General features: G+C 67.8%; 13 protein-coding genes. 10 read left to right on the top strand and 3 right to left on the bottom strand.

What is annotated here, in order from left to right:
- The first annotated feature begins 92 nt into the window (after nt 1-92).
- From BBSC_RS08280 to BBSC_RS08265, 4 genes are read left to right on the top strand one after another with little or no spacing between them, the layout of a single operon-like run.
- Nucleotides 93-473, top strand: a complete 381-nt coding sequence (locus BBSC_RS08280; RefSeq protein ID WP_033518102.1) for a GntR family transcriptional regulator — start codon at nt 93-95, stop codon at nt 471-473.
- Nucleotides 470-1,417 carry an ABC transporter ATP-binding protein gene (locus BBSC_RS08275; RefSeq protein ID WP_046726184.1) on the top strand — a complete coding sequence of 316 codons (948 nt, stop codon included), beginning with the start codon at nt 470-472 and terminating at the stop codon, nt 1,415-1,417. The genes BBSC_RS08280 and BBSC_RS08275 overlap by 4 nt, the downstream gene beginning before the upstream one ends.
- Entirely contained in the window at nt 1,414-2,139 is a 726-nt protein-coding gene (locus BBSC_RS08270; RefSeq protein WP_033518100.1) for an ABC-2 transporter permease, read from the top strand. The genes BBSC_RS08275 and BBSC_RS08270 overlap by 4 nt, the downstream gene beginning before the upstream one ends.
- 1 nt (nt 2,140) lies before the next feature.
- Nucleotides 2,141-2,839, top strand: coding sequence for an ABC-2 transporter permease (locus tag BBSC_RS08265; protein WP_033518097.1), 699 nt, complete (start codon nt 2,141-2,143; stop codon nt 2,837-2,839).
- A 169-nt stretch (nt 2,840-3,008) separates the two neighbouring features.
- Here the strand turns inward: BBSC_RS08265 and thrC are convergent, their stop codons facing one another.
- On the bottom strand, nt 3,009-4,496 hold the full coding sequence (thrC, locus tag BBSC_RS08260; protein ID WP_033518095.1) for a threonine synthase: 1,488 nt from the start codon (nt 4,494-4,496) through the stop codon (nt 3,009-3,011).
- A 208-nt stretch (nt 4,497-4,704) separates the two neighbouring features.
- Between thrC and BBSC_RS08255 the strand changes: the two genes are divergently transcribed.
- The 3 genes from BBSC_RS08255 to nadD are packed head-to-tail and all read left to right on the top strand — an operon-like array spanning nt 4,705 to nt 7,309.
- Nucleotides 4,705-6,006, top strand: coding sequence for a glutamate-5-semialdehyde dehydrogenase (locus tag BBSC_RS08255; protein ID WP_033518093.1), 1,302 nt, complete (start codon nt 4,705-4,707; stop codon nt 6,004-6,006).
- Nucleotides 6,007-6,035: 29 nt separating this feature from the next.
- Entirely contained in the window at nt 6,036-6,608 is a 573-nt protein-coding gene (locus BBSC_RS08250) for a hypothetical protein (RefSeq protein WP_033518153.1), read from the top strand.
- On the top strand, nt 6,605-7,309 hold the full coding sequence (gene nadD / locus BBSC_RS08245) for a nicotinate-nucleotide adenylyltransferase (RefSeq protein WP_033518092.1): 705 nt from the start codon (nt 6,605-6,607) through the stop codon (nt 7,307-7,309). Before BBSC_RS08250 ends, nadD begins: the two co-directional genes overlap by 4 nt.
- Before the next feature lie 99 nt (nt 7,310-7,408).
- Here the strand turns inward: nadD and BBSC_RS08240 are convergent, their stop codons facing one another.
- Nucleotides 7,409-10,084: a DNA gyrase/topoisomerase IV subunit A gene (locus BBSC_RS08240; protein ID WP_033518089.1), complete on the bottom strand. Its 2,676-nt coding sequence runs from the start codon at nt 10,082-10,084 to the stop codon at nt 7,409-7,411.
- Between the two features lie 190 nt (nt 10,085-10,274).
- Here BBSC_RS08240 and BBSC_RS08235 point away from each other — a divergent pair, with 190 nt between their 5' ends.
- On the top strand, nt 10,275-11,498 hold the full coding sequence (locus BBSC_RS08235) for an alkaline phosphatase family protein (RefSeq protein ID WP_033518087.1): 1,224 nt from the start codon (nt 10,275-10,277) through the stop codon (nt 11,496-11,498).
- A gap of 44 nt (nt 11,499-11,542) precedes the next feature.
- Here BBSC_RS08235 and sepH read toward each other — a convergent pair whose 3' ends face one another.
- On the bottom strand, nt 11,543-12,595 hold the full coding sequence (gene sepH, locus BBSC_RS08230; RefSeq protein WP_033518085.1) for a septation protein SepH: 1,053 nt from the start codon (nt 12,593-12,595) through the stop codon (nt 11,543-11,545).
- Nucleotides 12,596-12,745: 150 nt separating this feature from the next.
- On the opposite strand from sepH, the gene BBSC_RS08225 reads away from it, so the two are divergent.
- Both BBSC_RS08225 and dut read left to right on the top strand, forming a co-directional pair.
- Nucleotides 12,746-13,039, top strand: coding sequence for a DUF4193 domain-containing protein (locus BBSC_RS08225; RefSeq protein WP_033518083.1), 294 nt, complete (start codon nt 12,746-12,748; stop codon nt 13,037-13,039).
- Nucleotides 13,039-13,515, top strand: a complete 477-nt coding sequence (gene dut, locus BBSC_RS08220; protein WP_033518081.1) for a dUTP diphosphatase — start codon at nt 13,039-13,041, stop codon at nt 13,513-13,515. Before BBSC_RS08225 ends, dut begins: the two co-directional genes overlap by 1 nt.
- Nucleotides 13,516-13,543: the final 28 nt, after the last annotated feature.

Genomic DNA, 13,543 nt, shown 5'->3' with positions numbered 1-13,543 from the left:
CCCGCATAACAGTTATATTGTTATATATAACAGTTAAACAGTCGACGGGCTGCACGACTGTGCATCAACCATTGATAGGAAAGGGGATATGGGTGAAACTGATCATCTCATCCGTGTCCGGAGAACCCATCTACGAGCAAATCAAAAGTCAGATCAGGGCGGCGGTGCTGTCCGGCGATCTGGCCTCCGGCGAGGCGCTGCCGTCCCTGCGCAAACTGGCCAAGGAACTGCGCGTGTCCGTGCTCACCGTCACCAGGGCGTACAACGAGCTGGCCGACGAGGGCATCGTGCAGAACATCCAGGGCAAGGGCACCTTCGTGATGAGCAAGGGCAACGAGCTGATGAAACGCCAGCTCGCCGAGCGCGTCAGGGCCGGTCTCGCCGAAGCCAGCACGGCGGCCAGGGCGGCGGACATCCCGCTGCTCGATCTGATGGGCATGCTCGAAGAAGAGTACAGGAGGCAGCAATCATGATCACCGCAGACGACGTCGCCGCGACCGTTGCGGGCGCCGCGGCAACGCCGATGGCGCTGTCCGTCACCGGCGTGACGAAGCGCTACAAGTCCGGCTTCACGCTCGACGACATCACGCTCGACCTGCCGGTGGGCTACATCATGGGCCTGATTGGCCCGAACGGCGCCGGCAAGTCCACGCTCATCAAACTGATCCTCAACATGATCCGCCGCGACGCCGGCGAGATCCGGATCTTCGGGCGCGACAACCGGCGCGACGAGGAGTACGTCAAGGATCGGATCGGCGTCGTGTTCGACTCCAGCTACTTCATCGAAACGTGGACGGTCGGCGTCGCGGAGAAGGCCATGGCGACGATGTACTCGACCTGGGACCATGCCGCGTTCGACGGCTACCTCGCCGGATTCGGCCTCGACCGCCGCAAGAAGATCAAGGAGCTGTCGCGCGGCATGCAGATGAAGCTCATGCTCGCCGTGGCGCTGAGCCATGAGGCGTCGCTGCTCATCCTCGACGAGCCGACCAGCGGCCTCGACGTGCTCGCGCGCGACGAGCTGATGGACATTCTGCAGCACTATATCGAGGACGGGCGGCGCAGCGTGCTGTTCTCCACGCACATCACCGCCGATCTGGAGCGCGCCTCCGACTTCATCACCTACATCACGCGCGGGCGGCTGTATTTCACCGGTCCGACGAGCGAACTCGAGGAATCGTTCCGTCTGGTCAAGGGCGGGCCGGGCGAGCTGGACGCCGTACGGCGGGCCGCGGTCGGCGTCCACCGCTACGAAACCGGATTCGACGCGCTGGTACGCACCGACGACTTCGCCCGGCTCGCCGCGGACGGCGTGGCCGGCCCGGTCTCGTCGCTGAGCGTCGAGCCGGTGTCTATCGACGACATCATCCGCCTGACCAACGTGCGTGCGGGATCCGGTCAGGAGGCGGCACGATGAACGCGATCATGCGTGCGTTCCGGCTCGATATGCGCCGGTTCAACTCGCAGGGGCGCTACATGCTGTTGTTCTTCACGGCGGTCATGCCGGTGATCATGGTGGCGATGGCGCTGCTGATGAACGGCATGGCGGTCGGCGCCGCCGCAGCCGGCGTCAACGGCGCGTTCTACGGCGTGTTCGCGGTGATCCCGTTCTACGTGTTCATCTATGAGAACCAGAGTGGCGCCGGCAGGCTCAACGGCATCATCCCCGTGTCGCGCGCCCATCAGGTGACCGCGCGGTATCTGTTCATGCTCGCCGCGACGGTGCTGTTCTGCCTCGATTTCACGGTGTATACGCTCGTCATGAATCTGCTTGGGCATACGGCCCTTTGGTCGGCTGGCGGCACCCGCACCATTGCCGGCACATTCGTCGGGTATCTGGTATTCGAGTCGATCCTGTACCCGCTGCTGTACCGGTTCCCGGCGCAGCGGGCGCTGGTCGTGATCTGCGGCGCCGTCTTCGTCGGTTCCATGGGCATCGTGGCGCTGATGCTGGCATTGGTGACCCTGCTGGGCGAGGCACGCGTCAACGCATTCCTCGACGCCGTTGTGGCTCCGGTCATCGACGCGCTGGCCGCCGACGCGAATATGGCGGCGGTGCTCGCCGTCGTGGCCGCTCTGGTGGTCTGTGCCGTGTCGTTCGTGGTATCGGTGCGCTTCTACTCCGGAAAGGAGCTGTGACATGAGCCGCGATATTCCGCCGTCGTGGCCGATCATGCTTCGGCTGATGCGCCTGGACATTCTGGTGACGCAAGGCAAACGCACCCTCTCGTCGGTGATCGCCTACCTGTTCCCGCTGCTGTTCGCGCTGTCCGCCGCGATACTGCCGTCGAAATCGGCCATCGTGCTGATGGCGTGCCTGACGATGGGCTATTGGACGCTGACGGTCGGCACCTTGTTCTCGCTGTCCCTCACCGAGGAGTCGACGCGCATCATCGCCTTGCTGCCGGCCTCCCGCCGCACGCAGGTACGCGCGCGGTACGCGACGATGGCGTGCCTGTTCCTCTGGGGTTGCGTGCAGCTGGCGGTCGAATGCGTCATCGGCGTGCTGGCCTTTGGGCTCGACCTGTCCGGGTCCGGTCCGGCGTTCGTGGGCGCGGCGCTGATGTTCGCGCTGCTGTACGCCGTGCAGATGCCGGTGTACTACGCGTATACCTTCGCCCAGGCCCTCAACCGGATCGTCCTCGCGTCGGCGTTGCTGGGCATGATCGTATTCGTGTGCTTCAGGACCGCTCCGGCTTCGGTGATCCGCCAGGTGGAGGCCGCCGCCGCGATGGTCCCGTTCGCCGGATGGTGCGCCATCGCTCTGGCCGTCGCCGCGGCCGCGCTGACGGCCTCCTACCGCCTCTCGCTGCGCGTCTGGTCCAAGCGGGAACTGTAAACTCCCGACTTTCACACGCCCAACGGCCCTTTTCCGTGTAAACCCCGGGAGAATCCGCGGGCTACTCCCGGGGTTTACACGGAAAAGGGGGTTTAAATGTGTAAAAGCCGGTAGTTCGGACATGGAACTACCGGCTTTTACACGGTTGGGACGGACCGTCCCGGATGGGTTACAGCGCCTTGGCGGTCTGTTCGACGTAGGCCTCCATCCTGTCGATGGCGACGACGTCCTTGAAGCGCACGTCGGCGGTCTCCAGCCCGCGCAGCGCGGCGGGGGCGGTGGTGCCGGTGGCTGCGGACAGCACGTCCATGCACTCGAAGTCGGTGCCGGTGGCGTCGAGGCCGAGCGATTCGTTGACCACGCGCGGGAACTTGTACGGGCTGGCGGTCGACAGGATCACGCGCGGCGTGAGCGGGTCGGGCGGGATCTGCTGCGCGACGAAGTACGCGCATGCGGTGTGCGGGTCGATCACGTAGTGGTTCTTCTCCCAGCAGTCGTGGATCGCCGCGCGCACCTGGTCCTCGTCGGCCCAGCCGCAGCCGAACAGGTGGCGGATCTTGGCCAGCACGTCGTCGGGGATCTCGTAGGCGCCCCACTGGTTGAGGTCGTTCATGAGCATCGAGATCAGGCGGGTGTCGCCCTCGGCCATGTAGTAGAGCATGCGCTCGAGGTTCGAGGAGATGAGGATGTCCATCGACGGGCTGATTGTCTGGAAGAAGGGACGCTGGCGGTTGTACGTGCCGGTGGTCAGGAAATCGAAGAGCACGTTGTTCTTGTCGGAGGCGACGATCAGGTGCTTGACCGGCAGGCCGAGCAGCTTCGCGTAGTAGCCGGCGAGGATGTCGCCGAAGTTGCCGGTCGGCACCACGAACTCGACCTCGTCGCCCACGTTGATTACCTGGCTCTCGAGCAGCTGCGCGTACGCGGCGAAGTAGTAGACGACCTGCGGCACCAGGCGGCCGACGTTGATCGAATTCGCGGAGGACAGCACGACGTGCGAGTCGGAGGACAGGCGGTCGGCCAGCTCGCGGTCGCCGAAGATGCGCTTGACCGCGGACTGCGCGTCGTCGAAGTTGCCCTCGACCGCGGCGACCGCGACGTTGGACCCGGTCTGGGTGGTCATCTGCAGCTCCTGCACCTGCGAGACCTTGCCCTGCGGGTAGAAGACCGTGATCGCGGTGCCGGGGGCGTCGGCGAATCCGGCCAGCGCGGCCTTGCCGGTGTCGCCCGAGGTGGCGGTCAGGATCATGATCCTCTCGTCCTCGTCGCCGCCGGCCGGGGTCGTGCACGCCATGAAGCGGGGCAGGATCTGCAGGGCCACGTCCTTGAACGCGGAGGTCGGGCCGTTGAACAGCTCGAGGACGTAGTCGTCGCCGAGCGGCTTGAGCGGCGTGATCCGCTCGTCCGACCACTGCTGGCCGTATGCCTCGGCGATGCACTGGCCGAGCTCGGCCTCGTCGAAGTCCGGCAGCAGCGCGCCGAGCACCTCGGCCGCGATCGCCTGGTACGGCTTGCCGGCCAGATCGTCGATGGAGACCTTCGTCTGGCCGAGAGAATCGGTGACGAACAGACCGCCGTCGTCGGCGATGCCCTTGCGGATGGCCTGCTTGGAAGTGAGCGAATCGGTGGTGCTGCGCGTGCTGTGGAACGTGGTCACGTCTGGTCCTTGCTGAATTGGGTGAATGGAACTGATCCGAACGCCCACCAGTCTAGCGTCAGCCGTGGGCAGCGGGGCCCGCGCGTTCCCCGATGCGGTCGTCACCCCCGTGCGTGCGCCGGAAACGCCCGCGCAAGGCGCGGCGCGAACATCGGATTCCGGTGGAACAAGGGGTGGATTCGGGCCCGGTCTGCGGTACGCTGTGTCTATGACGAATAGTGAGGAAGCCACGGTGGCCGCCGCCGTGTTCGGCGCGGTGTGCGCGAAGGCCGACGCGGCGTCGTGCGCCCAGCGCTCGCTCGCAAGGGCGAACACGGAAGCCAAGAACGAACTGCTGAACGCGATCGCGGATGCGCTCGACGCCCATGCCGACGACATCGCGGGGGCGAACGAACTCGACATGATCGAATCGCGCGAGTCCGGCATGGATGCCGGCAAGCTCGACCGGCTCAAGTTCGACGTGCCGCGCGTGGCCGCGGCCGCGGCAGGCGTGCGCCACGTCGCCACGCTGCCCGATCCGATCGGCGAGATCGTGCGCGGCTACAGCCTGCCGAACGGCCTGCGGCTGCAGCAGCAGCGTGTGCCGCTCGGCGTGATCGGCATGATCTACGAGGCCCGCCCGAACGTCACCGTCGACGTGGCCAGCCTGTGCCTCAAGTCCGGCAACGCGGCGATCCTCCGGGGCGGGCATGCGGCCGAGCGCACCAACGCGGCGACCCTCGCCGTGATCCGCGGCATGCTGGAGTCCCACGGCTTCGACGCGGCGCTGGTCGACACCGTCGACGGGTACGGCCGCGCCGGCGCGACCGCGATGATGGAGGCGCGCGGCCACATCGACGTGCTCGTGCCGCGCGGGGGAGCCGGGCTCATCCAGGCCGTCGTGCGCAACTCGAAGGTGCCGGTCATCGAGACGGGCGCCGGCAACGTGCACATCTACGTCGACCGTTCGGGGGATTTGGCCAAGGCCATCCCGATCATCATCAACGCGAAGACCCAGCGCGTCGGCGTGTGCAACGCCGCCGAGAAGCTGCTGGTCCACCGCGACATCGCCGAGACCTTCCTGCCGATCGCCGCCCGGGCGCTGGCGGACGCGAACGTGGCGCTGCGCGCCGACGAGGCGGCGTACGGCATCATCGCCGGGGGCGAGGGCATCGACCTGTCCCGGGCCACCGACGAGGACTGGGACACCGAATACCTGGCGCTGACCATGGGCGTCAAGGTGGTCGACTCGCTCGACGAGGCGATCGAGCACATCAACCGCCATTCGACCGGGCACACCGAGTCGATCATCGCCGAGGACTATCCGGCGATCGAGCGCTTCACGGCCGGCGTCGATTCGGCGGTGGTGATGGTCAACGCGTCCACGCGCTTCACGGACGGAGGCGTGTTCGGCTTCGGCGCCGAACTGGGCATCTCCACGCAGAAGATGCACGCGCGCGGCCCGATGGGGCTGCGCGAGATGACCACGACCAAATGGATCGGATACGGAACCGGGCAGGTGAGGGCATGAGCGAGGCAACGCCGGACAAGGCAACGGTCATGGATGAGTCGTTCAGCGAACGGGCGCTGGCGGCGCAGCGGCTGCGCCCCGACATCGACCTGAGCGACCAGAAGCTCGGCATGAAGGTCGCCGCGGAGCGGCTGAGCACCGTGCGCTACGTGTTCCTGGTGCAGATCGAGGACGGCATCGCCTCGGCCAGCCAGCGCGCGTCGCTCGAATACGCCGACGCCGTGCTCATCGAATGGCCCGACGAGCATTCGCCGGAGATCGTCGCGCTCGACGAGAGGCAGCTGGCCACGGTGCGCGAGCAGATCCTGATGATGGAGCAGTACATCGGCCGGTTCTCCAAGATGGAACGCGACGGCGACGTGGACGGCATGACGGACACGCTGATCCGCATCACCGAGCGCGTGGCCGAGGTGCGCAGGCTGTACCAGCCCGATTTCCCGCTGCCGACCTTCGCCGAGATCCGCCGCGTCGTGCAGGACGAATGGGACGAGGACATGGACAAGATCGACCCGCAGGACGGCAACCCGACCGCGGACGAGATCGAGCAGGAGACCGAATCCGCCGAGCGCGAGGGCGAATCGGGCAGGGGACGCGCGGCATGAGCGCGAACGCTGCCGAACCCGAACGGCGCATGTCCGAGCTGTCGCTGGACGTGCCGGCCGAAGCGACCGTCGGCGCGCCGACCTGGCGGCTATCCACACGCGGCAACCGGCACTCAAGGCCCCGCATCGGCATCATGGGCGGCACCTTCGACCCGATCCACAACGGCCACCTGGTGGCCGCATCGGAGGTGGCATGGGTGTACGACCTCGACGAGGTGCTGTTCGTGCCGACCGGCCGGCCCGTGTTCAAGCTCGACAAGAAGGTCACCAACGCCGAGGACCGGTATCTGATGACCGTGATCGCCACCGCGTCGAACCCGAAGTTCACCGTCTCCCGCGTGGACATCGACCGCCCCGGCGTCACCTACACGATCGACACGCTGCGCGACATCCGCGCGCAGCACCCGGATGCGGAGCTGTTCTTCATCACCGGCGCCGACGCCGTCGCCGAGATCATGCAGTGGAAGGACGCGGCGCAGATGTGGGAGCTCGCCCACTTCGTGGCGGTGACCCGCCCCGGGTATTCGTCTCCGGAGGGCGTCAGACTGCCGGACGGCAGGGTCGACACCCTGGAAATCCCCGCGCTGGCGATCTCCTCGACCGATGTGCGCCGGCGCGCCGAGCACGGCGAACCCGTCTGGTACCTCGTGCCCGACGGCGTGGTGCAGTACATCGGCAAGCACGGCCTGTACCGCCGGTAGGATGGCCTGCGGATCGGTCTATCAGCGTAGGGAATAAGCCTGCAGTGGATCCAGCCCATATGTGGCTCCCCTCTGAGGGGGGAGCCAGGGACCAAGGACTTACGCGACGAACGCGATCGGGACGGCGAGGTCGACGCCGGAGGCGTCGCGGCGCATATCGGGCTTCGGCAGCTCGACGGGCGTGCCGGCCTGCGTGGAGGCGTGCAGCGGGTACGTGCCGACCCACGCGAGGATCAGCGTGTTCTGCCCCTTGAGGAAGCGCTGCGAACGCACGCCGCTCGTGCCGCGGCCCTTGGTCGGGTACATCTCCAGCGGCGTCACCTTCGCGGCGCCGTTTTCGGTGCCGGCCAGCGCGTCCTTGTCGCCGGCGACGGTCAGCACCACGGCCCCCGAGGACGTGGACAGGCCGTTGTCGCCCTCCTCGTAGGTCCATGCGACCTTGCCGGCGGGCACCACGGCGAACGCCTCGACGTGGCACCCCTCGGCCAGCCTGATGCCGGCCATGCCGCCCGCGGTGCGGCCCTGCGGGCGCACATTCGAGGCGTCGAAGGTGAGCAGCGAGGAATCCGACGACACGAACACGATGCGGTCGTCGTCGCGCGCCTGGGCGGCGAACGCCACGGCGTCGCCGTCCTTGAGGTCGATGACGCTCCACGAATCCATGGTCGTCGGCGCCTCGCGGTTCCAACGCTTGACCACGCCACCCCGCGTGCCGATCGCCAACGGCGGCAGCGACTCGTCGCCGCCGCCGGCCGGGCTCATCGGCACCGCGGTCACCACGCGTTCGCCGCGGATCGGATCGGTGCTTTCGGTCATGCCGAGCAGCTCCTCGGCCTGCACGCCGCCGGCCGTGCTCAGCGTCGCCGAAGCCGGCAGCGCCGGCAGGTCGGCGACATGGGCCAGCACGAGCCTGCCGGCCGTCGTGATCAGCGCATACGTGGCGCGCGTGGACGTGCGGAACACGGAGACGATCTGGTCGTGCGCGCCGCGGGTATCGGCGGTCGAGCGCGATTCCCACACGTCCACCGCCGACGGCGTGGTGCGGGCGATCAGCCCGGAGGCGCTCATCATCACCGCGCACGGCTCGTCGTCGATCTGCAGGGCAGCGGCTGCGGCCTCGTCCTCGCCGGCCTTCTTCGCCGCCGCGGCGGCGGCCACGTCGGCGGCCGCGTTCGATACGGTGTTCGCCGCATGCACGGCGGCCAGCGCCGATGCGGACACGCCTTCGGCGCCGTGCGCCACCACGGGCGTCAGCTCGCCGTCCGGGCCGGCGTCGAGCAGCACGGTGCGCCGCGGCGACCCGTAGGTCTCGACCGCCTCGTCCATTTCGCGCACCACCACGGCGTCCAGTTCCTCGGCCGAGGCGAGGATGCGCTCCAGCTCCTCGATGCGGCGCTTCAGATCGTCGCGCTCCGCCTCGAGCTCGATGCGGCTCATGCGGGTCAGGCGCCGCAGCCGCAGATCGAGGATGTACTGGGCCTGGACGTCGTCGAGGTCGAACACGGCGATCAGGCGGCTTTTCGCCGCGTCCGCGTCGTCGGAGGAGCGGATCACCTGGATCACCTCGTCGATGTCGATCATCGCGAGCAGCAGGCCCTCGACCAGATGCAGCCGCTCGAGCGCCTTCTTGCGGCGGTATTCGCTGCGCCGGCGCACCACCACGCGGCGGTGGTCGATCCAGACCTGCAGCATCTCCTTGAGGCCCATGGTGTGCGGGCGGCCGTCCACCAGCGCCACGTTGTTCATGGTGAAGCCGTCCTCCAACGGCGTGTGCCTGAACAGCTGCAGCAGCACCGCGTTCGGGTCGAAGCCGGTCTTGATCTCGATCACCAGGCGGGTGCCGTTGTGGCGGTCGGTCAGGTCGATCGCGCCCGAGATGCCCTCGAGCTTGCGGTTCTTCACGCCGTCGGAGATGCGTTCGAGCACACGCTCGGGGCCGACCATGAACGGCAGTTCGGTCACCACGATCGCCTTCTTGCGGGCGGTCACGTTCTCCACATGCGTGGCGGCGCGGGTCGTCAGCGATCCGCGGCCGGACTCGTACGCCTCGCGGATGCCGTCGCGGCCGATGATGATGCCGCCGCCCGGCCAGTCGGGGCCCGGCACGTAGCGCATCAGCTCCTCGAGCGAGGCGCCCGGGTACTTCATCAGGTATTTCGCTGCGCCGACGACCTCGCCGAGGTTGTGGGTCGCCATGTTCGTGGCCATGCCGACGGCGATGCCCGAGCCGCCGTTGACCAGCAGGTTCGGGATGGCGGCCGGCAGGACGGTCGGCTCCTTGAGCTTGTTGTCGTAGTTTGGCGTGAAATCGACCGTGTCCTCGTCGATGTTCGCGTTCATGCCGAGCGCGGCCGGCCCGAGCCTGGCCTCGGTGTATCGGGAAGCGGCCGGACCATCGTCGAGCGAGCCGAAGTTGCCGTGGCCGTCGACCAGCGGCAGACGCATCGCGAACGGCTGGGCGAGGCGCACCATCGCCTCGTAGATCGCGGAATCGCCGTGCGGGTGCAGCTTGCCCATCACCTCGCCGACCACGCGCGCCGACTTCATGTACGGGCGGTCCGGCGTGAGGTTCATCTCGCCCATCTGGTAGACGATGCGGCGCTGCACGGGCTTGAGGCCGTCGCGGGCATCGGGCAGGGCGCGCGCGTAGATCACCGAGTACGCGTATTCGAGGAAGGACTTGCTCATCTCCTCGTTCAGCGGCGTTTCGACGATGTGTTCCTTGACCTGGCGCAGGTCATAGGCGGGCTGTGACGGCTTGCGATGCGATGCCATGCGTGCGTGCTCCCCACTGTCGGACGGAATTCGTGACCGCCCCATGATATCAACCCGCGCGCCAAAGCCGTGTCATGGCTGGCACAGCGGGGCGCGCGGCCGCCGCCGCCCGGCATGGGTTCGCATCGCCGCTCCGCCCCGCCATCCGCCGGCGGGGCGTTGTTCACCCCGCGGTGCTTCAATGGATGGCATGAGTGTGGATGTTCCTGACATGGACGAACTGCTGCGGCTGGTGCCGACCGCCCGCTACGGCGACGGCACGGCGAAGGGCGGGCGCGGGGGAGCGCTGCACCTGTCGGCCGTGCTGCCGGCCGTCACGGCGGCGATCGGCCACCCGGTGCCAACGGCGGTGCACGCCGACCCGCGCGCGCTGCAGACGGCGCTCGGCATGCCGGATGCCGCCTCCGCCATCGTCGTGCTCGTGGACGGGCTGGGGTACTGGAACCTCGCCATGAGGCTCGGCCATGCGCCCTACCTGCGCTCGCTGATGAACAAGCCGGCCAACGCCAGGCCGATCTCCACCTGCGCGCCGAGCACCACGGTCGCCGCCATGGCCACGTTCGGCACCGGCACCTGCCCGGGGCTCACCGGCATGGCCGGCTACACGCAGCTCAACCCGGTGACCGGCAAGCTGTCGCAGCTCATCCAGTTCAACGACGCGATCGCCCCGGACGACCTGCAGCGCCAGAGCACGATCTTCGAGCGGCTGCGCGGGCAGGGGGTGCGCTCCACCAGCTCGGGGCTGCCGAAATTCGCCGCGTCGCCGCTCACCGAGGCGGCGCTGCGCGGCAGCGACTACATCGGCAACGTCACGCCGCGCGACCGCGTGCTCGCGGCGTGCGCCGCCGCACGCACCCCCGGCCTGACGTACCTGTACATCCGCGACGCCGACAAGGTCGGGCACGGCTACGGTTGGGATTCCGAACGGTGGATCGGCACCTTCGAGCGCATCGACGCGCAGCTGTCGCTGCTCAGGCGCAGCGCGCCGAAGGGCACCCTGATCGTCGTCGTCGCCGATCACGGCATGATCATGGCCGACCCGGCGCAGCGCATCGACATCGCCGAGGAGCCCGAACTGGCACGCGGGGTCGCGGTGGTCGGCGGCGAGCCGCGGTCGCTGATGCTGTACAAGGCCGAAGGCGAGTCCGCGGACGCCATCGCCGAGCGATGGCGACGCCGCCTGGGCGATCTGGCGCTGGTGCGCACGCGGGGCGAGGCCTTCGCGCAGGGGCTGCTCGGGCCGGTCGAACCGCGCGTGGAGCCGATGATCGGCGACGTGCTGGTGTCGGCCGCGCAGGCGGTCACGATCGTGGATTCGCGCATCCAAAGCGATATGGCCACGCATCTGCCCAGCGTGCACGGATCGCAGACCATGCTGGAGATGGACATCCCCTGTCTGATCGACGTGGCGTGACCCGATCCGGCATGGCGTAAGCCGGCTCGGCGCGGTCGGCCGCGTCAGTCGCCGAACAGTATCTCGTCCCAGCTCGGCACCGCCGAGCGTCCGGAACGGCGCTTGGGCTTGTCCGCGGTCTGATCGGGCGTCTGCGGCTGTTGCTGCTGCGCGCCGGTGCCCGCGGCCTCGGCCGCGACTGCGGCAGACGCGCCGTTCGTGGCAGCCGATGACGGCGACGGCGGAACGGAGGCACTCGTCGCGGCTTCGGCCGATCCGGCGCCGGCCGGTTCGGACGGGCGCACCAAGGGCTCATGGCCCGTCATGCCAGGCGCCGCCGGGGCGCCGTTGGCCGCCGATGCGGGGACGGGCGTCCCGGCGTCCTGATCGTCGTTGAGCGCGGCGTTCCACTGCGACACCGCGCGCTCGATGCGCGCCGAGCGGATCGAATCGCCCGGCAAGTTCAGCGAGATGGGGAAATCATCGCCGCCGGCGGCCAGATTGGGGGCCGCGGTGACGCCCTTCGACCCGAGGTTCTGCTCGCCCAGCAGCTTCTTCGCGGCCGAGTTGAGGCACACCACCGCGTTGTCGTGCATGTTCCACGTCCATTCGGCCTTGACCATGTGCCCGGCCGAACGGAATTGCGCGGTGATCCTCCACGGCTCGAGCCCGCGCCGCGTGGCCCGCCAGTTCAGCGTCTCCATGCCGATGCGCGCCGACGCCAGCGTGCGTTCGATGAGCTCGGCGAGCGTGCGCATGCGGCTCTCCGTGGGCGCCGGCACCGTGAGGAACTGCTCGATCGCATACTGCTTCTCGGTCTCCACCGCGGCGGAGAAACGCCGGACCAGCGCCTCGCTCAGCCCATAGCGTTCCGCGACACGCGAGGGATCGGCCCCGGCCCGGATCAGCGACTGGATCTGGGATATGGGCAGCGTCTCGCCGGCGCGCGCGTTTCTCGGCCGTTCGGATTCGGACCTGATCTGCTTGGCCTCGAGAATGGCGCGTTCCAGCGTTTCGTCGACGCTGACGCTGAACTGCAGGTTTCCCACCGCAAAAACGAGCTCGCCCGCCGCATCGACATGGTCGAAACGGGCCTGCTCAAGCGGATTCTCAGGCATGTGCGCACCACTTTCCTTGGACGAGGCGTTCCACCTACTATTGTGCCCTACGTGTCGTATTTTACGAGTATTTCGGATCGTGTATCCTATGCCGAGTAAAAGTCATGTATTCTATGGCGCAGAAGAAGTCACTTCGATGAAAGGATCACGATGGCTCAGGATTACGATTCTCCTCGGAACAAGGACGAGGACGAGGAGTCGCTGCAGGCCCTTGGCAAGGGTTCGCAGAATGCCTCGAGCGACATTGACGACGACGAGAACGCGATTGCCGAGGACTACGAGCTGCCCGGCGCGGACCTGAGCAACGAGGACGCTTCGGTGACCGTCATCCCGATGCAGGGCGACGAGTTCATCTGCTCCGAATGCTATCTGGTCAAGCACCGCAGCCAGCTCGCCTACACCACCGACGACGGCAAGCCGGTGTGCGAGGAGTGTGCCGCCTGATGGCAGTCGATGTCGCCTACAACGAGCCGGAAACCGTGGAGGTCCTGATCAAGTCCCTGGACCCGGATCATCCCGCTCAGCTGCACTACGCACATGCCGGCGATGCCGGCGCTGACCTGAAGACCACGCAGGCGTTCACGCTCAAGCCGTTCCAGAGGGCGCTGGTGCCCACCGGCGTGGCGATCGCGCTGCCGGCCGGCTATGTGGCGTTGGTGCACCCGCGCTCCGGGCTGGCCGCCAAGCAGGGCGTCACCGTGCTCAACGCGCCGGGAACCGTCGACGCGGGGTACCGCGGCGAGATCAAGGTGCCGCTGATCAACCTCGATCCGGAGCATACCGCCGAGTTCCAGCCGGGGGACCGCATCGCCCAGCTGGTCATCCAGCGGTACGCCGAGGCGCGGTTCATCCCCGCCGAGACGCTGCCCGGTTCGGACCGCGCGGAACGGGGATTCGGATCGACCGGCGTGGCGTCGTGAATCGCGCAGCGTAAAAGCGAGGGTCACA

Source organism: Bifidobacterium scardovii JCM 12489 = DSM 13734 (genome assembly GCF_001042635.1).
GTDB lineage: Bacteria > Actinomycetota > Actinomycetes > Actinomycetales > Bifidobacteriaceae > Bifidobacterium > Bifidobacterium scardovii.
This window is presented reverse-complemented; position numbering and strand designations above follow the sequence as displayed.